The sequence below is a fragment of the Allobosea sp. NPDC003192 genome, assembly GCF_050275675.1.
Lineage (GTDB): Bacteria > Pseudomonadota > Alphaproteobacteria > Rhizobiales > Beijerinckiaceae > Allobosea.
The window spans coordinates 81,264-101,661 of record NZ_JBNNPK010000008.1; the positions used below are offsets into that span (position 1 = coordinate 81,264).

The window sequence follows — 20,398 nt, forward strand, 5'->3', positions numbered from 1 at the left end:
TGGTGCCCGGCCTATCGGCGCAGGATGCGAAGGAAATTGAGCAGTCCCATCAGGGAGGCCGCGACATAGGTCATTGCCGCGGCCCTCAACACACCGCGTGCCGCCGGCATGTCGTCCGGGTGCAGATAGCCGTCCTGCTCGAGGATCGGCAGTGCCTTGCCGAAGCTGGCGTCGAACTCGACCGGCAGCGTCACGACATGGACGACGAGCCCGATGCCGAGCAGCGCCAGCACCGCGGCGAACTGCGCGAAAAGCACGCCCGGCGCCCGCACCAGGATCATCACCAGCGGTGCGGTGACGAGCACCACCATCGCGACCTTGTCGACCTTGCCCAGCAGCCGGGCGAGGTTGGTGCGGATATCGAAGAGGCGGCTGCCCTGCGCATGCTGCAGCGCGTGGGCGACCTCGTGGGTCGCGACGGCGACGGCGGTGATCGAGCGGCCGTCATGGTTGCCGGGCGAGAGCCGCACGGCACGAGCATCGGGATCGTAGTGATCGCCGGCGGCGGTGATCTCCACGGGAATCTTCTGCAGGCCAAAACGATCGAGCAGGTGGCGCGCAAGTTCGCCGCCGGTGCCGGGGAGGTCTGGCCTATCTGCGGCGTGCCTGTCCATTTCGTAGCGGACCCAGAATTGCGGACCGTAGATGATGACGACGAGCAGGAGGGCGAGGACGATATAGAGCATGACCGGCTCCTGCCCGCCGATCCCGGCCGGACTATGACAGCCAGCGCTTGCGGCGCTTGTAGCTCTTGACCTCGCGGAAGGACTTCTTGTCGCCCTCGGCGACTCCCAGATAGAACTCCTTCACGTCCTCGTTCTCGCGCAGCATGTTCGCCTCGCCGTCCATGACGACGCGGCCGGTCTCCATGATGTAGCCATAGGTAGCGTAGCGCAGCGCCATGTTGGTGTTCTGCTCGGCGACCAGGAAGGAGACGTCCTCGCTGGCGTTGAGCTGGCGGACGATCTCGAAGATCTCCTCGACGATTTGCGGCGCGAGGCCCATGGACGGCTCGTCGAGCAAGATCATCTTCGGCTTGCTCATCATGGCGCGGCCGATGGCGCACATCTGCTGCTCGCCGCCGGAGGTGTAGCCAGCCTGCGAGTTGCGGCGCTGCTTCAACCTGGGGAAGAGCTCGTAGATCCGCTCGAGGTCGCGCTTGATCGCGGCGTTGCCGTCGCGGCGGGTGAAGGCGCCGGTAAGCAGATTCTCTTCGATCGAGAGATGGCCGAAGCAGTGCCGGCCTTCCATCACCTGGATGCAGCCGCGCCGCACCAGCTCGTTCGGCGACATCCTGTCGACGCGCTCGCCGTCGAAAACGATCGAGCCCTTGGTGACCTCGCCGCGCTCGGCCTTGAGCAGGTTCGAGATCGCCTTCAGCGTCGTGGTCTTGCCGGCGCCGTTGGCGCCGAGGATGGCGACGATACCCTTGCGCGGCACCTGCAGCGAGACGCCCTTCAGTACCAGGATGACGTGATCGTAGATCACCTCGATATTGTTCAGCGACAGGATGGTGTCCGTCGCGGCGGCGGCGGTGGGCTTATCGAGGGTGGCGGTCGACATCTTGCGCTCCGCTGTCGGACGGGAGTGACCGGGCGGCGGCAGGCCGCCGCCCGGAGTTTCAAATCAGGACGACTTCTCGCAGGGCTCGGTCCGCTTGGGCCAGTTGCCGGCCTTCTCGACATAGTCCTTGGCGTTGGCCTCGATCAGCGGCCGGACCTCGTCCTTCATCGGCTCGATCCAGTCGCCCTTCTGGGTCCACTTGGTGCCGTCCCATTCGGCGACATAGGCCTTGTGGTGGCCGGAATGGTCGGTGCAGCTGACCTTCACCGGCGAGGCAAAGCCGGCCATGCCGATCTCCTTGAGTCGGGCCTCGTCGATGTTCAGGTTCTCCAGCCCGCGGCGCATGTCCTCGGGGGTGATCACCTTCTTGCCGGTCAGCTTCTGGGCGGTGCGGATAGCCTCGACCACGAGCATCGAGTTGTAGACGCCGCGATTGTAGAGGTTCTCGCCGACCTTCTCCTTCGGCGTCGTGCTCTTACCCTTCTCCACGACATGCTTGAGGATGTCCTGGATCACCGGGAAGTTCTGGCCGGCCGCGTTGAAGTTCAGCGAGCGGTAGCCCTTGGCCTCGGCGCCGCCAGCGCGGGCGTCGTCGTCACCGCCGGCCCACCAGACGCCGACCAGCTTGTTGATCGGGAAGTTGTTCTTGATCGCTTCCTTCACCGCGGTCGGGTTCATCGCGCCCCAGCCCTGATTGTAGAGGAAGTCCGGCCGGTCGCGGCGGATCGAGAGCCAGAGCGAGCCCTGGTTCTGCATGTCGGCCGCGGCGACCGGATAGAGCTTGAGCTCGAAGCCGTATTTCTTGGCGAGGCTCTCGAGCACCGGGATCGGCTCCTTGCCGAAGGGCGCGTCGAGATGGATCAGGCCGAGCTTCTTGCCCTTCAGCTTGTCCATACCGCCGAGCTCGTTGGCCATGTGCTTCACCATCACCGAAGCGCCGTCCCAATAGGTCAGCGGCGGGATGAAGACCCAGGGGAAGTTGGTGCCGTCAGCCGAGGCCGACAGGCCGTAGGCCATCGACAGGATCGGCAGCTTGTCGACATGGGCGCGCGGGATCGCGGCCAGCGTCGCGCCGGTCGACCACGGGCTGTAGACGATGGTCTTCGACTTGACCTGCTCGTAGCACTCGATCGACTTCTTGGTGTCGTAGCCGGTCTCGCATTCCTCATAGATGATCTTGACGCCGTTCACGCCGCCGTCGCGCTCATTGATCATGTTGATGTAGTCGCGCATGCCGTCGCCGATCGGGATGCCCGAGCCCGAGAACGGGCCGGTGCGATAGGCGTTGTTGGAGAAGTAGATCGTCTCCTGCGCATTGGCCGGCGCGGCGGTCGCACCGGCGGCGAGAAGCGCGCCGAGCGCGACGCTCCTGATGATGCTGCTCGTTTTCATAGGCCTTCCTCCGTGGTTGCCGGGTCCGGCCGAGCCGTCCCGTCTTCGCTTGCCCGCCGCTTGAAGACCGCGGCGGGTCGTTGTCCTTGGGTCTCTCTCCCCTTTGATCTTGCGCGAATTCTTGTCGTTTGGCTGTTCCAGCCAAACGGAAAGCGCGCTGGTCAGTAGGGGAAGGGCCACGTCCGCAATTTCTGCTTTCCGATCTGCCAGAGACGCGCCAGCCCGTGCGGCTCGACGATCAGGAAGATGATGATCAGCGCGCCGACCAGCATGAAGGTGACGTGCTCGGCCGTCGCGCCGCCGATCGGCACGCCGAGCGCCGGCAGGCCGAACTTCAGCGCGGTCGGCAGGGCCGACAGGAAGGCGGCGCCGAAGAAGGAACCGATCAGCGAACCGAGGCCGCCGATGATCACCATGAACAGGATGGTGAAGGAGAGGCGGATGGTGAAGACGTCGTTGGCCTCGCCGCCGCCATACCAGAGGAAGATCATCATAGCTCCGGCGACCCCCGCGAAATAGGAGGAGACGGCGAAGGCGGTGAGCTTGGCGTTGAGCAGCTTGATGCCCATCAGCTCGGCGGCGATATCCATGTCGCGCACCGCCATCCAGGAGCGGCCGAGCTTGCCGTGCACGATGTTCGAGGCGAACCAGGTCAGCACCACGACGAGCCCGAGGCAGACGAAATAACGCGTCTCGGGCGTTGCGGCGGCGCCAGTGATTGGCAGGCCGAACAGCGTGCGCTGCGGCACCTCGATCGCGCCCGAAGCGTTGTAGTTGAACAGCCAGGGCACGCGCACGAAGGCCCATTGCAGGAAGAACTGCGCGGCGAGCGTCGCTACGGCGAGATAGAAGCCCTTGATCCGCAGCGAGGGCAGACCGAAGAGCACGCCGATCGCCGCCGAGAACAGTCCCGAGACCAGGATCAGGACGATGATGTTCACGCCCGGGAAGAAGGTGGTCAGCTTGTAGCAGGAATAGGCGCCGACGCCCATGAAGGCGGCAGTGCCGAGCGAGATCAGCCCGGTATAGCCGGTGAGGATGTTGAGCCCGATCGCCGCCAGCGAGAGCACCAGGAACGGGATCATCACCGAGGCGATGAAGAAGTCGTTGCCGGTCAACGGGATGCCGATGAAGGCGATCGCAAGGATGACAGCGATGCCGATCCGGTCCTGCCGGAGCGGGAACACGGCCATGTCGGCGGCGTAGTTGGTCTTGTATTGGCCGGCTTCGCGGTAGAACACGGGTCAGCCTCTCAAATGCGTTCGATGATCTTGTCGCCGAACAGGCCCTGCGGCCGGAACAGCAGGAAGCCCAGCGCGATGAAATAGGCGAGCCAGCTCTCGATGCCGCCGCCGATCAGCGGCCCCCAGTAGAACTCGCCGAGCTTTTCGCCGATGCCGATGATCAGCCCGCCGACGATGGCGCCGGGGATCGAGGTGAAGCCGCCGAGGATCAGCACCGGCAGCGCCTTCAGCGCCACGATCTCGAGCGCGAAGGAGACGTCCGAGCGCGCGCCCCACATGATGCCGGTGATCAGCGCGACGATGCCGGCGGTGAACCAGACGATCACCCAGATCTGGTTGAGCGAGATGCCGACCGAGAGCGCCGCCTTGTGGCTGTCGGCGACGGCGCGGAGCGCCCGGCCGATGCGGGTGTACTGGAAGAACAGCGCCAGCACGGCGATCATCAGCGAGGCGATGATGGCGGCGGCGATGTCGATCTTCTGCAGCGAGACGATACCGCCGAGGATCTTCAGGTCGATCGCGCCCTTGGGCAGATAGAGCTGGTCGGCGATCATCTGCTTGGGATTGCCGCCGAAGATGGCCTCGCCGAAGCCGATCAGGAAATAGGTGATCCCGAAGGTCGCCATGAACAGGATGATGTCGGGCTGGTTGACCAGCGGGCGTAGCACCACCCGCTCGATCGTGACGGCCAGCGCGAACATCACGCCGAGCGTCAGGATCACGGCGAGGAAGGCCGGCACGCCCTTCTCGTAGAGGCCGACCAGGGTCAGCGCCGCGAACACCACCATGATGCCTTGGGCGAAGTTGAAGACGCCGGAGGCCTTGAAGATCAGCACGAAGCCGAGCGCGATCAGGGCGTAGAGCACGCCGGAGACCAGCCCCTCCCAGATCGTCTGGGCGAGCAGGTCCGGCGCCTGGACCATCTGGTTGAACGGGTCGACGAAGATGGCGTGGATCGTGCCGGTCGGGTCGAGGCGGGCGCCGATCAGCGCGGCGGCGACCAGGCCGACAACGATGACGCCGGCCTTAATCCAGCCATTGGCGAGGAGATTGGGCGCGGGCTGCGCGGCGATGTCGCTCATGCGCTCATGTCCTTGCTTGCGGCGGCCATCAGTGCGCCACTCCGAGATAGGCGTCGATCACGCGCTGGTCGGCCTTGACCTCGGCCGGGGTGCCGTCGGCGATCTTGCGGCCGTATTCGAGCACGACGACGCGGTCGGAAAGATCCATGACCACCCCCATATCGTGCTCGATCAGGGCGATGGTGGTGCCGAACTGATTGTTCACGTCGAGGATGAAGCGGCACATGTCCTCCTTCTCCTCGAGGTTCATGCCGGCCATCGGCTCGTCGAGCAGCAGCAGCTCGGGCTCCATGGCGAGCGCCCGACCGAGCTCGACGCGCTTCTGCAGGCCATAGGGCAGCTTGCCGACGGGCAATTTGCGGATGTGCTGGATCTGCAGGAAGTCGATGATGTCCTCGACCACCTTGCGATGCTCGATCTCCTCGCTCATCGCCGGCCCATGCCGCAGCGCCTGCCAGAAGAAGCCCTTGCGCATCTTGAGGGTGCGCCCGGTCATGATGTTGTCGAGCGTCGACATGCCCTTGAACAAAGCGACGTTCTGGAAGGTGCGGGCGATGCCGGCGGCGGCGGCCTGATGCGGCCTGACCTTGGCGCGACGCACGCCCTTATAGGTGATCCGGCCTTCCTGCGGGTGGTAGAAGCCGTTGATGCAGTTGAGCATCGAGGTCTTGCCGGCACCGTTCGGGCCGATGATGGCGCGGATCTCGCCCTTGCGGATGTCGAAGGAGACGTCGGTGATCGCCTTGACGCCGCCGAAGCGCAGCGAGACGTTCTCGACCGAGAGCAGTACCTCGCCCTTCTGCGTGACCGGTGTGCCGGCGACAGCCATGGAATGCGCGTTCATGCCGCCTCCTTCGCCGCCGGGGCCGTGACCGGGTAGATCTTGGCGTCGGCGACCTTGACCGTCGCCGAGATCACGCCCTTGCGGCCGTCCTCGAAGGTCACTTCCGTGGATATGTCCGCTTGGGTCGAGCCATTGTACAAAGCCTCGACCAGCGGAGCGTAGCGCTCGGCGATGAAGCCACGCCGGACCTTCTGCGTGCGGGTCAATTCGCCGTCGTCGGCGTCGAGCTCCTTGTGCAGGATCAGGAAGCGCTTGATCTGGGCGCCGCCCATCATCGGCTCGGCCGCGAGCGAGCGGTTCACCTCGTCGACATGCTTGGCCATCATCTCGTAGACCTGCGGATGGCCGGCGAGCTCCTGATAGGAGGCGTAGACGACATTGTTGCGCTCGGCCCAGTTGCCGACGGCGGTCAGGTCGATGTTGAGGGCGACGGTGGCGTAGTCGCGGCCCTGGCCGAAGGCGACGACCTCCTTGATGTTCGGATAGAACTTCAACTTGTTCTCGATGTATTTCGGCGGGAACAGCTCGCCCGAGTTGAGCTTGCCGACATCCTTGGCGCGGTCGATGATCTTGAGGTGGCCGCTCTCGTCGAAAAAGCCGGCATCGCCCGAGCGGACATAGCCGTCCTCGGTCATCGTCTCGGCGGTCTTCTCCTCGTCCTTGTAATAGCCGCGGAAGATCGAGGGTGAGCGGTAGAGCACCTCGCCATTGTCGGCGATCCTGATCTCGACCTGCGGCGCCGGCTTGCCGACGGTGTCGGCCTTGATCTCGCCGTCCGGCTGCATGGTGATGTAGACGCCGGCCTCGGTCTGTCCGTAGAGCTGCTTCAGGTTGACGCCGATCGAGCGGTAGAAGCGGAAGAGCTCGGGGCCGATCGCCTCGCCGGCGGTGTAGCCGACCTTGATGTTGGTCAGGCCGAAGCGGTTGCGCAGGGGCGCATAGATCAGGATGTCGCCGAGCTTGTAGAGCAGGCGAGCGCCGAGCGGCACGCTTTCGCCGTTCAGGATCTTCTCGCCATGCTGCTTGGCGACGCCGAGGAAGTAGTGGAAGATCTTCCGCATCAACGGACCGGCATCCTCCATGCGCACCATGGTCAAGGTCAGCATGGTCTCGAAGACGCGCGGCGGGGCGAAGGCGTAGGTCGTCCCGATCTCGCGGCGATCGTCGACGACGGTCTCGGGCCCTTCCGGGCAGTTGACGCAGAAGCCGGCGATGATCGCCTGCGCATAGGAGAAGACATGGTCGCCGACCCATGCGATCGGCAGATAGGCGATGATCTCGTCGTTCTCGTTCAGCCCGTCGAAGCCGCAGCCGATCTCGGCGGCGGTGATGACGTTGAAATGGGTGAGCATTACCCCCTTGGGCCGCCCGGTCGTGCCGGAGGTGTAAAGAATGATGGCGAGGTCGTTGCTCGCGCCCTGCTCCATCTCGCGGTCATGCGCGGCTGAGACGGCGGCGTCCTTGAGCGCGACGCGCCCCGCCTCGATCACGTCGCCGATGTCGTGCAGCTTGGCATGGTCGTAGTCGCGCAGACCGCGCGGCTCGTCATAGAGCATATGGCGCAGGTTCGGCAGGCGCTCGGTGACGGAGAGGACCTTGTCGACCTGCTCCTGGTCCTGCACGCAGGCGAAGACCGCGCCGGCATGGTCGAGCACATAGGCCATCTCGTCGGCGACGCTGTCGGCATAGACCGGCACCGGAATCGCGCCGAGCCATTGCGCCGCGGCCATCGACCAGTACAGGCGCGGCCGGTTGTAGCCGATGATCGCGACCTTCTCGCCGCGCTTCAGGCCGAGCTGCTCGAATCCCCTCGCATAGGCGCGGACCTGTTCGGCGACTTCGGCCCAGGTCCAGGACTGCCAGATGCCGAGGTCCTTGTGCCGGAACGCGACACGCGCGCCGCGCTCCCGCGCATTGCGCAGCACGAGCTTGGGAAAGGTATCCGCCACATCGGCGGCTGCGCTTGCCACGATCGTCGTCTCCACCCTGTCGCCCCGTCTGTCGCGGGTTTGTCCGGACGCGAAGTCCTTGTGCGATCATGCAAGTTTTGCAGGTGGCTCGGCGCCGTGCAAGAAGCCACTTGACAGACAAGATGCATTTGAGGCGCTATTGTCCCGCCGAGGTTCGACTTGGCCTTCAGCCCCGCGAACTGCCGGGCGGCACATCCCGACATCGCAAGGCTTGCAGGCGCCCGGTTTTCACTGGGCCGGCGTAGCCTTTTCGGCTGCGCGCACGTCGATGGCTCGCGGCGAGGACCGGCCGATGCGTGCGCTTGCCTCGATCACGATCGCGATCATGCTCGCTATTGGAGCGACAGAGACGCGCGCGCATCGCGCGCCCGGCGGCTGGGACTATCCGTTCGAATGCTGCTCGGAGGCCGATTGCGCCCGGATCGATGCCGGCGAGGTACGGGAGACACCGTCGGGCTTCGTCGTGACGATCAGGCCGGGCCGGCACCCGATGTGGGTGACGGAGCGCCGCCAGACAGTCGTGCTCGAAATCCCCTATCAGAAGGCCCGGCTCTCACCGGACGGGTTCTTTCATCTCTGCATGAACGATGCGGGGGAGCTTCTGTGCTTCTTCTCGCCGGGCGGGGGATCGTAGCGGGCTTTCGCCGCCCGCAGATGCGAGCTTGACCGCTGCAGGTCCGGAGCCCGACAAAGAGCGATCCAGGCAATGAGCGAAACGGCGGACCCGGGATGTTGCGCCTTCACTATTATCCAGGGTTCATCAGCCTCGCCACGCACATCGTCATTGAAGGAATTGGCTTGGACTATGAACTGTCGTTCGTGAATTTGCACAAGGGGCCGAACAAGAGCCCGTCTTATCTCATGCTGCATCCCGACGGGCTTGTCCCCGTCCTAGAAGATGGCGATCTGGTTCTCTATGAGAGTGTCGCCATTATCCTTCACCTCCTTGAAGCGAAGGGCGGAGGATCGCTTTTGCCGGAGCAGGGCAGTGCCCTCAGGCCGCATTTTTACAAGTGGCTGATGTGGCTTACGACCGCCTTGCACGCCAATCTGTCTCTCTATCTGCACCCCAACAAGGTTGCGGCTTCCGCGGAAGCGCAGGCGGAGGTGTGCGATGCGGCCGAGCAGCGCGTGAATGCGCAATTCGACCGTGTCGAGGACGAGTTGGCGCGGCATGGCGGCGCCTGGTTCCTGGGCGATACTTACACGGCCGTCGACGCATATCTCTTCACGCTTGCCCGCTGGTCGCGTGGCATGCGTCGCCCCGCTGCCAGTCGACCGCAATTGGGCGCCTACCTGCACCGTATGATCGCTCGGCCAGCCGTACAGCGTGCCCATGCGCAGGAGCACATCCCGCAAGCATGGGTCTGATGTTGAAGAGTTAGGCAGTGTGCAGACACCACTTCCGGCGCGCTCTGCCTGCCCCTCGTACTGCCTAAGATCGCGGTTCGCGACCTCGATACGGCCGACCGAGCGCTTGTCGGGCGGCCGTGCTCGAAATCCCCGGATCGGAAGATCCGCCTCTCGCCGCCAGATGCGCGGACGCGATCAGATCTTCTGGAGCAGAAAGGCTTCGGCGAAGCTCAGTTCGACCATATCACCGCGCTTCAGGCGCCCCAGCTGATTCTGGATGTCGGGATCGGCCACGACGTGGGTCCGCGGCCCGGCCGGTCCGACATAGCTGACGATGTTCGTCGCCGGATCGAAACTCTCGAACCTCGCCGTCACCGTCAGCGACCGCACGACGAAGCGTTCCGGCAGGTTCTGGAAGGAGTTGTCGGCGGCGGCCTCGGTGTAGATGATCGCCGGCTTGGCGCCTTTCCGGGCCCGCTTGACGTCGAGGATCACGCCCTCGACGCGGCGAACCTCGACCCGGTCGCCCGGGCGAAGATTCTCCAGGCTTCCGAACACCTCCGGCACTGCGACAGGCCATGTCTGGCGGCCCTGCTTGATGACCACGCGGCGTCTGGCGGGATCGACCGCGGCGACCTCGACATCGAGCCGCTCGATTTCCACCGGCCCGACGCCGGCGACGATGACCGTCTGGCTGGTGACCGTCGGAGTGGTCGCGCAGCCTGCCAGGGCGAGCGAAACGGTGGCGATCACGCTGATCTTCTTCAACATCGGACGTTTCCCTTCAAAGCAATCCGGTCTGAAATCTATTGCCGGTTTCTGGGATTCTGTCTGCAAATCAAGACAATCGCGAACGGACGACTTCGCGAGCCCAAGACTAAAGGCCAAGTCCAGCCGCTGCACAATAGCTGGCCTGGATCGTATCGCCTGAGCGCGCAGCAGGCATCGCCAAGCATGTGCTGTGAGCAAGAGAGCGGGAACGAGTTCCGCCCTCGTCATCGCGAAAAGCTGCCGATATGAACGAGGGCAACCGGTATCAGCCTATCCCTCGTAGCGCGCGAGGCGCTCCAGATCGAGGATCGTCACCTCGTTGTGGCCGACCTCGACCAGGCCGAGCTCGGCCAGTTTGGCGAGACTCTGATTGGCCATCTGCCGGGAGATGCCGGCGAGCAGGCCGAGTTCCTCTTGGCTGATCGTCAGCGTCCGATCCTTGTTCGGATAGAGGATCGGGTTGAACAGCCAGGCGAGGTTGCGGGCGAGGCGCCCCGTCGCCCCCAGCATGCGGTCGTATTCGGCGAGGCCGATGAACTGGGCGAGGCGCTCGTTGAACTGGTGCACCAGAAAGCGGTTGAAGGCGGCCGAGTGCTCGAACAGCCAGAGGAAGGTCTGGCGCCGCATCAGCGCGACCTTGCTCTCGCGCAGCGCGACGAGATCATAGCGCCGCGCCTCGTTCTTGATGATCGTGCCCTCGCCGAACCAGGCGCCGCCGCGCAGCCCCGCCAGCGTCGCCGATTTGCCGCTGCGCGAGGTAGTGCTCATCTTGAGCAGACCATCGGCGACGCCGGTCCAGGATTCGAGCCGGTCGCCGACATGGCAGACATAGGCGCCCTTGCCATAGGCCTTGATGCTGGTGCCGCGCCTGGCTTCCTCGAACTCCTCCGGCGCGAGCTCGTTCGACCAGGCGGCGATTCGGCGCAGCTCGTCCTCGGAAATCAAGATTCGCCGGCCTTTCGGTCACTTGAGCGGATCGCGCCACTATGCGGCCCGGCCGGGCGTAAACTCAAGCTGTCCAGCGGTCGCGTCTTCTGCGCCGATGCCCAGCCGCGTCGTGCGGGGCTGCCGCGAGATGGCGGCGGCCGACGAATCAGAAACGGATCGCGGCGGCGAGTGACAGGAGCAGCAGGGCGGCGAAGATCAGGTTGACGATGCGGTTGCTGCGGGGATCGCGGAACAGCCCGGTCAGGCCCGAACCGGCGAGCAGCCAGCCGATATTGACGATGGCGATGACAAGGAAGAGCAGGCCGATCTTGACGCCTGCATCGACCGCCGGCTGCTGCGGCAGGAGGGCAAAGCCGGAGAACAAAGCCGCCATCGCCGCATAGCCCTTGGGATTGACGAGCGAGAGCGTGAAGCCGGCGGTGAAAGACGGGGCAGCAGCATCGCCGTTCGCTTCGGCCAGTGGTGGCGCAGTCGCGATGCGAAAGGCGAGGTAGAGGAAGTAGAGCGCCGCCAGCACGGTGACGACCGGTGCGAGGCCGGGCAGCGTGAGCACGACCGCGACGACTCCGCTTGCGGTCAGAGCCATCACCGCGAGCATGCCGAGCGTGATGCCGACGCCATAGGCGAGGCCGCGGCGGATGCCGAAGGCGGCGCCGGTCGCCGTCAGGCTGAGCGTTGCCGGGCCGGGGCTGCCGGTGAGAGCGACGCCGGCGAGCAGAAATCCGGCCAGTCCGTCCATGATATCCTCCGCCGCCGTTCTGGAGCGCGGGCGGAGGAAAACGGTAAAAAAGGCCGCTGGTCTTGAACGTTCGTGCGACTATTCCGCCGCCTTCGGCATCGCCAGCGCCTCGGCCGAGCCGTCGCGCAAGCGCTTGAGCAATTCGGCCTCCTCGGCCTTGGCGGCGGTGAGATGGCGCTCCTTGACGTGGCCGAAGCCGCGGATCTTCTCGGGGATCGCGGCAAGCACAACGCAGAGCGCATGATTCTGCGGCGAGAGCTTGCCGAGGATCTCGGCGAGCAGCGCCTCGTAATCGGCGATCAGCTTGCGCTCGGTCCTGCGCTCCTGCGTGTAGCCGAAGACGTCGAAGGCGGTGCCGCGCAGCCCCTTCAGTTTCGCCAGCAGGCCGAAGGCGCCCAGCATCCACGGCCCGAAGCTCATCTTGCGCGGCAGGCCGGTATTGGGATCGCGTCTGGCCAGCAAGGGCGGGGCGAGGTGGAATTCGAGGCGGAGCGGCTGGCCGGTCGCGCTGTCTTGCTCGAAGGTCGCGGCGAGCTGCTTGCGGAAGGCGCCGTCGCTGTAGAGCCGGGCGACCTCGTACTCGTCCTTGTAGGCCATCAGCTTGAAGAGATAGCGCGCGACGGCTTCCGCCAGCGCGCTCTGGCCGGGGAGGACGCTCGCTTCCTTGGCGCGCACCTTTTCGACCAGCTCGCGATAGCGCGCCGCATAGGCGGCGTTCTGGTAGCCGGTCAGGAACTCGACGCGGCGGGCGACGATCTCGTCGAGGCCCTGCGAGAGCTGGCGCGCCTCCGTCGGCGCCTTGGCCTCGGCGAGGATGGCGGCGAGCGCGGCCGGATCATGCGCAGCGCGGCGGCCGAGCTCGAAGGCCTGCTTGTTCATCGCCACGGCTTCGCCGTTGAGCTCGATCGCCCGCAGCAGCGAAGCGCGGGACAGCGGCACCGCGCCGAACTGCCAGGCGTAGCCGAGCATGAACATGTTGGCGGCGATGGCATTGCCAAGGAAGGCGACGGCTGCGGCGGTCGCATCGACGAGATGGGTGCTGTCGCGGCCGGCCGTGGAGACGATCGAGCGCTTCAGGCGCTCGGTCGGCAGCGAGAAATCGGCGTTGCGGGTGAAGTCGCCGGGCATCGCCTCGGCGGTGTTGACGACCACGGCCGAGCGGCCCTGGCGGATCGCGCCCAGCACCTTCTTCGAGCCGGTGACGGTGAGGTCGCAGCCGAGCACGAGATCGGCCTGGCCGGCGGCGACGCGGATGGCGTGGATCTCCTCCGGCGTCGGCGCGAGGCGGACATGGCTGAAGACGGCGCCGCCCTTCTGGGCGAGGCCGGCCATGTCGATCATGCCGCAGCCCTTGCCTTCGAGGTGGGCTGCCATGCCGAGGATCGCGCCGATGGTGACGACGCCGGTGCCGCCGACGCCGGTGACGACAACAGCAAAGTTGCGATCGAGCGCCGGGACCTTGGGCTCTGGAAGCTCGCTGGCGCCGAGCGCGGAAGCATCCATCGTGCGGGGCTCCGCCTTCTTCGGCCGTGCGCCATGCACGGTGACGAAGGAGGGGCAGAAGCCCTTCACGCAGGAAAAGTCCTTGTTGCAGTTCGACTGGTCGATCTGGCGTTTGCGGCCGAACTCGGTTTCCAGCGGCTGCACCGAGACGCAGTTCGACTTGACGCCGCAATCGCCACAGCCCTCGCAGACCAGCTCGTTGACGATGACGCGCTTGTCCGGATCGGGATAGGCGCCGCGCTTGCGCCGGCGGCGTTTTTCGGTAGCGCAGGTCTGGTCGTAGAGCAGCAGCGAGACGCCGCTGGCGGTCGCAAGCTCGCGCTGGACGGCGTCGAGATCGTCGCGATGGTGCAGGGTGGTGCCGGGGGGCCAGAGCGTGCCGGCCGGATATTTGTCGGGATCGTCGGAGACGACAGCGATGCGCGAGACGCCCTCGGCCGCGACCTGGCGCGCCATCTGGTCGGGCGAGAGATGCCCTTCCGCCTGCTGGCCGCCGGTCATCGCGACCGCGTCGTTGTAGAGCAGCTTGTAGGTGATGTTGACGCCGGAGGCGACGGCCCAGCGGATCGCGAGCGAGCCGGAATGGGTGTAGGTGCCGTCGCCGAGATTCTGGAAGACGTGGCCGCGCTTCGAGAACGGGGCTTCGCCGACCCAGTTGGCGCCTTCGCCGCCCATCTGGGTGAAGCCGGCGGTGTCGCGGTCCATCCACTGCACCATGTAGTGGCAGCCGATGCCGGCATAGGCGCGCGAGCCCTCGGGCACGACGGTCGAGGAATTATGCGGGCAGCCCGAGCAGAAATAGGGCGTGCGCTTGGCGACTTCGATCGCCTCGGCGAGGCGGCCCTGCGCGGCAGCGATCTCCTCGAGGCGGGCTCTCAGCGCTGGATCGTCGCGATACTGGAGCAGGCGAGCGCCGAGCGCGATGGCGATGTCGTTGGGATCGAGCGCGCCATGGACGGGAAAGAGCCACTCGCCCCGCTCGTCCTTCTTGCCGATCACCATCGGCTGGTGGGCGGTGCCGTAGAGCTCCTCGCGCAGCTGCACCTCGATTAGCGACCGCTTCTCCTCGACGACCATGACGAGGTCGAGGCCTGCAGCGAAATCCTTCAGCTCCTGCGGGTCGAGCGGCCAGGGGCAGGCAATCTTGAACAGGCGGATGCCGAGATCATTGGCGCGGACCTCGTCGAGGCCGAGTTCCTCCAGCGCCTGGCGCACGTCGAGATAGGATTTTCCGACGGTGATGATGCCGATGCGCGGTGCCTGCCCGCCGGAAAGGATGGTCTGGTTGAGCTTGTTGGCGCGCAAGTAGGCGAGGATCGCGGCGCGCTTGTGCAGGTGCAGCCGCTTCTCCTGGTCGAGGAAGTCGAGCTCGCGGCGGATGCTGAGCCCGCCCGGCGGCATCACGAAATCATCGGGGAGGGTGATGCTGACCCGGTCGACCGAACCGTCGACCGAGGCGGTCGATTCGATGTTGTCCTTGACGCATTTCAGGCCGACCCAGACACCGGCGAAGCGCGAGAGCGCGAAGCCGTGCAGGGAATAGTCCATGATCTCCTGGACGCCGGCCGGGTTGAGGATCGGCATCATCCGGTCGACCAGCACGAACTCGGTCTGGTGGGCGTTGGTCGAGGATTCCGCGGTGTGGTCGTCGCCCATCAGGCAGAGCACGCCGCCATGGCGCGAGGTGCCGGCCATGTTGCCGTGGCGGAAGACGTCACCGGTGCGGTCGACGCCCGGGCCCTTGCCGTACCAGAGCGCGAAGACGCCGTCATATTTGCCTTCGCCGGAGAGCTCGGCCTGCTGCGTGCCCCAGATCGCGGTGGCGGCGAGGTCCTCGTTGAGGCCGGGCTGGAAGACGATGTTGGCGGGCTTGAGCTGCTTGCCGGCGCGCTGGAGCTGCTGGTCGAGCCCGCCGAGCGGCGAGCCGCGATAGCCGGAGACGAAGCCGGCTGTATTCAGACCGGCGCGCCGGTCGCGTTCATGCTGGACCAGCAGCATGCGGGCGATCGCCTGCGTGCCGGTCAGGAAGATCTGCTGCTTGGAAAGGTCGTATTTGTCGTCGAGCGCAACAGCTCTGAGCCCCGGCTCGTTTGCCGTGCCGCTTTGCGAAGTCTGCTGCGTACCGGCCATGGCCGACCTCCCGACGATCGCATATCCATCGACTATAGGGACCGGTAGCGCCGGTCTCCAATTCGTTATTACGTCAGCAAGGCTGTCATAACTGATGTGATATCGTCAAATCACTCTGGGGTGATTCCAGACTGACTGACACCGCCTGTGCCGCGATTTGGCCGCCTTTGCGGGCGATGCCGAGAGGGCTCACGGCACGGGATTGCAAGGGTAGGCGCGCCGAGCGCGCTTTTGTATGAAGGCTCGGCCGGATTCGTCGCAGATTCGAGGAAATTGCCGCGTGCCGCGATACTCGACGCTTCTGACGCTGTTCGCTGCTGTTGCGGCCTGGCTCGGCCTCGCCTTGCCGGCGCTGGCGCATCCGCACGTCTTCGTGACCTCCCGCACCGAGATCCTCTATGACGCCAGCGGCGCGGTGAAGGCGCTCAGGCATCGCTGGAGCTTCGACGAGGCCTATTCGGCCTATATGGTCCAGGGCCTCGACAAGAACGGCGACGGCAAGATCACCCCGGACGAACTGACCGAACTCGCCAAGGTCAACATGGAATCCCTGCCGGATGTCGGCTTCTTCACCATCGCCAAGGCGAACGGCAAGGTGCAGGAATTCGGCACGCCGGGCGAAGCCTCGCTCTCCTACGAGAACAAGATCCTGACGCTGACCTATACGCTGCCGCTGAAGACGCCGGCCACGGCCAACCGCTCCTTCGGCATCGAGATCGGCGACCCCACCTATTTCGTCGCCTTCGAGATCGGCGAGGAGGCCGATGCGGTCGCGGCGCGCGATGCGCCCAAGGGCTGCGTCGTCCGGATCATGCGCCCGCCCAAGCTCGATTCGGCGACGCAGCAGCGTCTGGCGCAGGAAGACATCACCGCGACCCCTGATATGAGCGCTTACCAGGTAACGACTCGGGCGCTGGTCGCATGTCCCTGAGCGCGCCTGCCGCGCCGGGCCTGCCGCTCTGGCCGCGGCGGCTGCTCGTCGCATTGCTGGCGCTCGCTCTGGTCGCCGGCGCGCTCGGGCTGGTCGCCTGGCTGGCCAGCCTCTACTTTCCGCCTCCGTCCCCGCCGCCGCGCAACCCGTTCGGCACGGCGCTGCCGCGCGAGGCGCTCCCGGCGACATCTGGCATCGGCGCGGTCATCCTCGCCTGGCAGTCGAGCTTCTACCGCGAGCTGACGGCGACGCTGAAGAGCATCGCGCAATCGACGGCGGCGCTGCCCGGTCTGCTCGGGCTCGCCTTCGCCTATGGTGTCTTCCATGCCGCCGGCCCCGGCCACGGCAAGGCGGTGATTTCCGGCTACATCGTCGCCGACAACCGCAGCCTGAAGCGCGGCCTTGCCCTCAGCTTCGCCGCAGCACTGGTGCAGGCGCTGGTCGCGATCGGGCTGGTCGGGGCGCTGACGCTGGCGCTGAACGCGACGGCGAAGACCATGGCCTCGACCACCTGGGTGATCGAGCAAGGCAGCTTCGCGCTGGTCGGGCTGGTCGGGCTCTATGTGCTCTGGCGCAAGGCCGGCAACCTCGTCGCGCTCGGCGGCAGCGCGGCGCATGATTCCGCGACCTGCGACCATGTCCACATGCCTGGCGCCGAGGAGGTCTCGCGCCTGCGCTCGGTCCGCGAGATGGCCGGTGTCGTGCTGGCGGCGGGCCTGCGTCCCTGCGCTGGTGCGCTGATCATCCTCGTCTTCGCCAATGCGCAGGGCCTGCTCTGGGCCGGCATCGCCGCGACCTTCGCCATGGCGCTCGGCACGGCGCTGACCACCGGCGCGCTCGCCGCGCTGGCGGTGTTCTTCAAATTCGCGGCGCTGCGCTTCGCCGGTGGCGGCTCCTTGAAGGGAGCCCGGATCATCGCCGGGCTCGAAGTGCTGGCAGCAGCCTTCGTCGCGGTACTGGGCGCGGCCTTGTTCTTCGGCCTGTGGGCCGCGGGGCAGGGGAGTTAGGCCTCCTTCTCCCCTCGGGGGAGAAGGTCCCGGCAGGGGGATGAGGGCGGTTAGACTGGGCTAGACGAGGGCAGGTTGCGCCTGTCCTTCCCTCATCCGTCAGCGCTTCGCGCTGCCACCTTCTCCCCCGAGGGGAGAAGGGAAACTTTCACTTCGCCTCGTAGACGAACAAGGTCGACTTGTCGTCATCCGGCATGAAGTAGGCGCGCACGCCTTCGGCCGTGGGCTCGACCCAGAACGGGTTCTGCGTCATCGGGAGGCCCGATGGCGACCAGAGCTCGATCGGCAGCTGGAAGACCGGGCGGTTGTCCTTGAGGTCGACGGTCTCGAAGCCGCCGAGGCGGAAGACCGGGCCGTCCTTGCTCGCGCGGTAATTGTTGAGGCCGGAGCAGAGCATCCGGTTCATGCCGATGAAGTGGCAGTCCTGATAGTCGATATAGAGCGCCGGATTGGCGACGCGCAGGCTCTCCGGCGCGGCATCGGCGTTGGTGACCTTGCCATCGGCGCCGAGCGGCCAGGCGTAGAAGCGGCGCGAGCCCCAGCTGACGCCGTGCAGTGACTTGCCGTCGGTGTTGTGGACGATGCCGCCGACATGGTCCTTGAAGCGGAAGACCTCGGTCGCCTTCAGCGTCTCAGGGTCAACCTTGTAGACGATCGACTGGCTGTTAGGGCGGTATTCGGCGACCGGCACCCACAAGTCCTTGCCGTCGAAATCGATGCCGCCGGGATGATAGACCGAGCCCTCGCCAAGCGTGACGCTGCCGATGAGCTTGCCCTGCGCATCGACCTTGAAGAGATGGCCGGTGCCCTCGCCGGTGTCGCGGTCATAGCCGTCCTTCGGCTCGGCGTAGCGTGTCGTCGGCTTCCGGATCTCGACCGAGGAGATGAAGAAGGCATCGCCGATCTTGACCATGCCCTGCGGATGGTGCGTCGGGAACTGCAGCTCGATCGCGGCCTTTTGCGTCCATTGCGTCGCGCGCGTCAGCTTCGGGAGCAGCGTGTTGAGCGCGGGATCAGCGGCCTCAGCCGTCGTCGCTAGCGCGATAGCTGCGAGCGCCATCACTGCGGTCTTCATCGCGATCCTCCTCCGGCTGCCCCATTATCGGGCGTTGCCGGGATAATCGCGCTTCATGACGGCGCTGCAAAGCCCGATCAGTGCTGAGCCAGCGGGTCATTCTCCAGCAGGATCGGCTTGCCATGCGGCGTCGCCTCGGCAGCGCGCTCCCAGGCGGCGGCGCGGGCATCGACGCCGTCATGCGAGGCGAGGCCCTTCTCGATCAGCAGATGTTCCAGCGCCTCGCACCAGCGCTCGTAATAATCGGAGCCGTCGCGGCAGCCGCCATTGGCGAGGGCTTCGCGGATCTCGCCGCCGAGCGCCTGAGCCCACTCGTCGGCGCTGAAGACGCCGCGGTTCTGCAGGGCGACGACGAGGGCGAAGGCCTGCGCCTGCCAAGGCTCGGCGAAGACCGGCCCCTCGGCATCGCGCGGGATCGGCGTGCCGGCGGCGAGCGCCTCGGCCAGGGCAGCGTCAGGCCGGCTCAAGATAGCTCTCCCAGGCCTCGATGCTGACGGTGGTCGTAGGATCGGCGTCGCGGCCCCAGAGTTCCGGTCCGGTGAAGACGACGGTGTAGAGCCATTGCGCCGTTTCGGGCGCGCCATGGGCGCCGGTGTCGGGGAAGACATGGCAGCCGGTGACGAGCTCGATCACGCCCTGCTTGCCGCGGGCATAGCGCGGCAGGCGGGTATGGTGCTGCGGATGCATCACGATGGTGCGGACCTTGTCGCCGACCTTGAAGCGGGCCGGAGCCGGCGCCTCGCGCTCATAGGGGAAGCCGCGGCGCAGGACGGTCGAAACCTCCTCGCCTTTCAGGACGCGCTTCGGCTCCCGGCGCGTGCTGCCGGCGACGCCGGAGGCCAGCTCCTCCTTGCTCAGGAAACCATGCTGGACCAGCACCTTGTCGAGCGCCGCCAGCCAGATCTGGTAATAGCTCGACGACAGGTACTGTGCCGGCGGCAGGCTCTCGCGGGCATGGCGGATGCCGTCGATCGTCCAGGCGCCCATCGCACCGGCGGCGACGTTGATCGCCAGGACCTTCTTCTCCCAATCGGCATGGAAGATCGGCTCGTCCTTTTCAGGCACGACCGGGCCGAAGCCCATCTGGCCGCCGAGATCATGGGCGCTGTTCATGGCTTATCCTCCGAGGAGGGCAGGCCGACGCCGATCATCGAGTCGCGGCTGACGATCGACGCCAGCTCGTCCTCGCTCCAGCCCTCGGTGCCCTCGGGGCGCATCGGGATGACGATGAAGCGGGTCTCCGCAGTCGAATCCCAGACGCGGATGCGCTGGCCTTCCGGCAAGGTCACGCCGAAATCGGCGAGCGTGCCACGCGGGTCGATCACCGCCTTGGCGCGATAGGGCGGCGATTTGTACCAGACCGGCGGCAGGCCGAGCACCGGCCACGGATAGCAGGAGCACAGGGTGCAGACGATGAGGTTGTGCTCCTCGGGCGTATTGAAGCAGGCGACGATGTGCTCGCCGCCGCGCCCGCCATAGCCGAGCTCGGCGACGGCGGTGGTGCCGTCCGCCTTCAGGCGTGCGGCATAGGCCGGATCGGTCCAGGCCTTGGCGACGACGCGAGCGCCGTTGCGCGGGCCGATCTTGGTCTCATAGGTGTCGATGATCGCGTCGAGCGCGCTGGGGTCGACATAGCCCTTCTCGACCATCAGCGATTCCAGCGCCTTCACCCGCGCCTCGATCGGGGTGAAATGGTTGTCGTGGTCATGGTCATGATGGTGGTGATGGTCGTGGCCGCTCATCGCCGTCTCCTTGTCCTCACCGTCATTGCGAGGAGCGAAGCGACGAAGCAATCCAGGAGTCGTGGAGCTCTACGTTTGCCTGGATTGCTTCGCTTCGCTCGCAA

At 66.0% G+C, this 20,398-nt stretch carries 19 protein-coding genes; 4 read left to right on the plus strand and 15 right to left on the minus strand.

All coding sequences use genetic code 11. From position 1 onward, the window contains the following. Positions 1-11: 11 nt before the first annotated feature. The 7 genes from ACQKLX_RS12985 to ACQKLX_RS13015 all read right to left on the minus strand — a co-directional run bounded on the left by ACQKLX_RS12985 (position 12) and on the right by ACQKLX_RS13015 (position 8,095). A complete protein-coding gene (locus tag ACQKLX_RS12985; RefSeq protein ID WP_427361985.1) occupies positions 12-686 on the minus strand; it encodes a zinc metallopeptidase in 675 nt (224 codons plus the stop codon). 31 nt (positions 687-717) lie between these two features. Further along, positions 718-1,563 carry an ABC transporter ATP-binding protein gene (locus ACQKLX_RS12990; RefSeq protein ID WP_326872465.1) on the minus strand — a complete coding sequence of 282 codons (846 nt, stop codon included), beginning with the start codon at positions 1,561-1,563 and terminating at the stop codon, positions 718-720. A gap of 63 nt (positions 1,564-1,626) precedes the next feature. After that, positions 1,627-2,955 (minus strand): ABC transporter substrate-binding protein, encoded by a 1,329-nt coding sequence (locus ACQKLX_RS12995; RefSeq protein WP_427361986.1) that lies wholly within the window; start codon positions 2,953-2,955, stop codon positions 1,627-1,629. A 161-nt stretch (positions 2,956-3,116) separates the two neighbouring features. Next, positions 3,117-4,196 (minus strand): branched-chain amino acid ABC transporter permease, encoded by a 1,080-nt coding sequence (locus ACQKLX_RS13000; RefSeq protein ID WP_326872467.1) that lies wholly within the window; start codon positions 4,194-4,196, stop codon positions 3,117-3,119. A gap of 11 nt (positions 4,197-4,207) precedes the next feature. Further along, positions 4,208-5,122 carry a branched-chain amino acid ABC transporter permease gene (locus tag ACQKLX_RS13005; RefSeq protein WP_152013608.1) on the minus strand — a complete coding sequence of 305 codons (915 nt, stop codon included), beginning with the start codon at positions 5,120-5,122 and terminating at the stop codon, positions 4,208-4,210. Positions 5,123-5,309: 187 nt separating this feature from the next. Beyond that, positions 5,310-6,125 (minus strand): ABC transporter ATP-binding protein, encoded by an 816-nt coding sequence (locus tag ACQKLX_RS13010; RefSeq protein ID WP_427361987.1) that lies wholly within the window; start codon positions 6,123-6,125, stop codon positions 5,310-5,312. Further along, positions 6,122-8,095 carry an AMP-dependent synthetase/ligase gene (locus tag ACQKLX_RS13015; protein ID WP_427361988.1) on the minus strand — a complete coding sequence of 658 codons (1,974 nt, stop codon included), beginning with the start codon at positions 8,093-8,095 and terminating at the stop codon, positions 6,122-6,124. Before ACQKLX_RS13015 ends, ACQKLX_RS13010 begins: the two co-directional genes overlap by 4 nt. Before the next feature lie 292 nt (positions 8,096-8,387). Between ACQKLX_RS13015 and ACQKLX_RS13020 the strand changes: the two genes are divergently transcribed. Beyond that, a complete protein-coding gene (locus ACQKLX_RS13020; protein ID WP_427361989.1) occupies positions 8,388-8,729 on the plus strand; it encodes a hypothetical protein in 342 nt (113 codons plus the stop codon). Positions 8,730-8,824: 95 nt separating this feature from the next. After that, positions 8,825-9,466 carry a glutathione S-transferase family protein gene (locus ACQKLX_RS13025; protein ID WP_427361990.1) on the plus strand — a complete coding sequence of 214 codons (642 nt, stop codon included), beginning with the start codon at positions 8,825-8,827 and terminating at the stop codon, positions 9,464-9,466. A 177-nt stretch (positions 9,467-9,643) separates the two neighbouring features. Here ACQKLX_RS13025 and ACQKLX_RS13030 read toward each other — a convergent pair whose 3' ends face one another. From ACQKLX_RS13030 to ACQKLX_RS13045, 4 genes are all read right to left on the minus strand, one after another. Beyond that, positions 9,644-10,351, minus strand: a complete 708-nt coding sequence (locus ACQKLX_RS13030) for a hypothetical protein (RefSeq protein WP_427361991.1) — start codon at positions 10,349-10,351, stop codon at positions 9,644-9,646. Positions 10,352-10,489: 138 nt separating this feature from the next. After that, positions 10,490-11,164, minus strand: coding sequence for a Crp/Fnr family transcriptional regulator (locus tag ACQKLX_RS13035; protein ID WP_427361992.1), 675 nt, complete (start codon positions 11,162-11,164; stop codon positions 10,490-10,492). Between the two features lie 148 nt (positions 11,165-11,312). Then, on the minus strand, positions 11,313-11,906 hold the full coding sequence (locus tag ACQKLX_RS13040) for a LysE family translocator (protein ID WP_427361993.1): 594 nt from the start codon (positions 11,904-11,906) through the stop codon (positions 11,313-11,315). Positions 11,907-11,984: 78 nt separating this feature from the next. Next, entirely contained in the window at positions 11,985-15,539 is a 3,555-nt protein-coding gene (locus ACQKLX_RS13045) for an indolepyruvate ferredoxin oxidoreductase family protein (protein ID WP_427361994.1), read from the minus strand. Between the two features lie 280 nt (positions 15,540-15,819). Between ACQKLX_RS13045 and ACQKLX_RS13050 the strand changes: the two genes are divergently transcribed. After that, positions 15,820-16,470 carry a DUF1007 family protein gene (locus ACQKLX_RS13050; protein WP_427361995.1) on the plus strand — a complete coding sequence of 217 codons (651 nt, stop codon included), beginning with the start codon at positions 15,820-15,822 and terminating at the stop codon, positions 16,468-16,470. Further along, positions 16,461-17,477, plus strand: a complete 1,017-nt coding sequence (locus ACQKLX_RS13055) for a nickel/cobalt transporter (RefSeq protein WP_427361996.1) — start codon at positions 16,461-16,463, stop codon at positions 17,475-17,477. The genes ACQKLX_RS13050 and ACQKLX_RS13055 overlap by 10 nt, the downstream gene beginning before the upstream one ends. A 148-nt stretch (positions 17,478-17,625) precedes the next feature. On the opposite strand, the gene ACQKLX_RS13060 is transcribed toward ACQKLX_RS13055, so the two are convergent. The 4 genes from ACQKLX_RS13060 to nthA all read right to left on the minus strand — a co-directional run bounded on the left by ACQKLX_RS13060 (position 17,626) and on the right by nthA (position 20,294). Beyond that, the gene (locus ACQKLX_RS13060) at positions 17,626-18,552 is read right to left on the minus strand and encodes a DUF6454 family protein (protein ID WP_427361997.1); all 927 of its coding nucleotides are present in this window, start codon (positions 18,550-18,552) and stop codon (positions 17,626-17,628) included. Positions 18,553-18,629: 77 nt separating this feature from the next. Then, positions 18,630-19,019, minus strand: a complete 390-nt coding sequence (locus ACQKLX_RS13065) for a nitrile hydratase accessory protein (protein ID WP_171019571.1) — start codon at positions 19,017-19,019, stop codon at positions 18,630-18,632. After that, entirely contained in the window at positions 19,006-19,665 is a 660-nt protein-coding gene (gene nthB, locus ACQKLX_RS13070) for a nitrile hydratase subunit beta (RefSeq protein WP_427361998.1), read from the minus strand. The genes ACQKLX_RS13065 and nthB overlap by 14 nt, the downstream gene beginning before the upstream one ends. Then, entirely contained in the window at positions 19,662-20,294 is a 633-nt protein-coding gene (gene nthA / locus ACQKLX_RS13075) for a nitrile hydratase subunit alpha (protein ID WP_427361999.1), read from the minus strand. The genes nthB and nthA overlap by 4 nt, the downstream gene beginning before the upstream one ends. Positions 20,295-20,398 lie beyond the last annotated feature (104 nt).

Excerpts from the sequence above, each read along its gene's own strand:
- ACQKLX_RS12985 (WP_427361985.1), bottom strand. The coding sequence starts at position 686 with ATGCTCTATATCGTCCTCGCCCTCCTGCTCGTCGTCATCATCTACGGT.
- ACQKLX_RS12990 (WP_326872465.1), bottom strand. The coding sequence starts at position 1,563 with ATGTCGACCGCCACCCTCGATAAGCCCACCGCCGCCGCCGCGACGGAC.
- ACQKLX_RS12995 (WP_427361986.1), bottom strand. The coding sequence starts at position 2,955 with ATGAAAACGAGCAGCATCATCAGGAGCGTCGCGCTCGGCGCGCTTCTC.
- ACQKLX_RS13005 (WP_152013608.1), bottom strand. The coding sequence starts at position 5,122 with ATGGTCCAGGCGCCGGACCTGCTCGCCCAGACGATCTGGGAGGGGCTG.
- ACQKLX_RS13010 (WP_427361987.1), bottom strand. The coding sequence starts at position 6,125 with ATGAACGCGCATTCCATGGCTGTCGCCGGCACACCGGTCACGCAGAAG.
- ACQKLX_RS13020 (WP_427361989.1), top strand. The coding sequence starts at position 8,388 with ATGCGTGCGCTTGCCTCGATCACGATCGCGATCATGCTCGCTATTGGA.
- ACQKLX_RS13025 (WP_427361990.1), top strand. The coding sequence starts at position 8,825 with ATGTTGCGCCTTCACTATTATCCAGGGTTCATCAGCCTCGCCACGCAC.
- ACQKLX_RS13040 (WP_427361993.1), bottom strand. The coding sequence starts at position 11,906 with ATGGACGGACTGGCCGGATTTCTGCTCGCCGGCGTCGCTCTCACCGGC.
- ACQKLX_RS13045 (WP_427361994.1), bottom strand. The coding sequence starts at position 15,539 with ATGGCCGGTACGCAGCAGACTTCGCAAAGCGGCACGGCAAACGAGCCG.
- ACQKLX_RS13055 (WP_427361996.1), top strand. The coding sequence starts at position 16,461 with ATGTCCCTGAGCGCGCCTGCCGCGCCGGGCCTGCCGCTCTGGCCGCGG.
- ACQKLX_RS13060 (WP_427361997.1), bottom strand. The coding sequence starts at position 18,552 with ATGAAGACCGCAGTGATGGCGCTCGCAGCTATCGCGCTAGCGACGACG.
- nthB (WP_427361998.1), bottom strand. The coding sequence starts at position 19,665 with ATGAACAGCGCCCATGATCTCGGCGGCCAGATGGGCTTCGGCCCGGTC.
- nthA (WP_427361999.1), bottom strand. The coding sequence starts at position 20,294 with ATGAGCGGCCACGACCATCACCACCATCATGACCATGACCACGACAAC.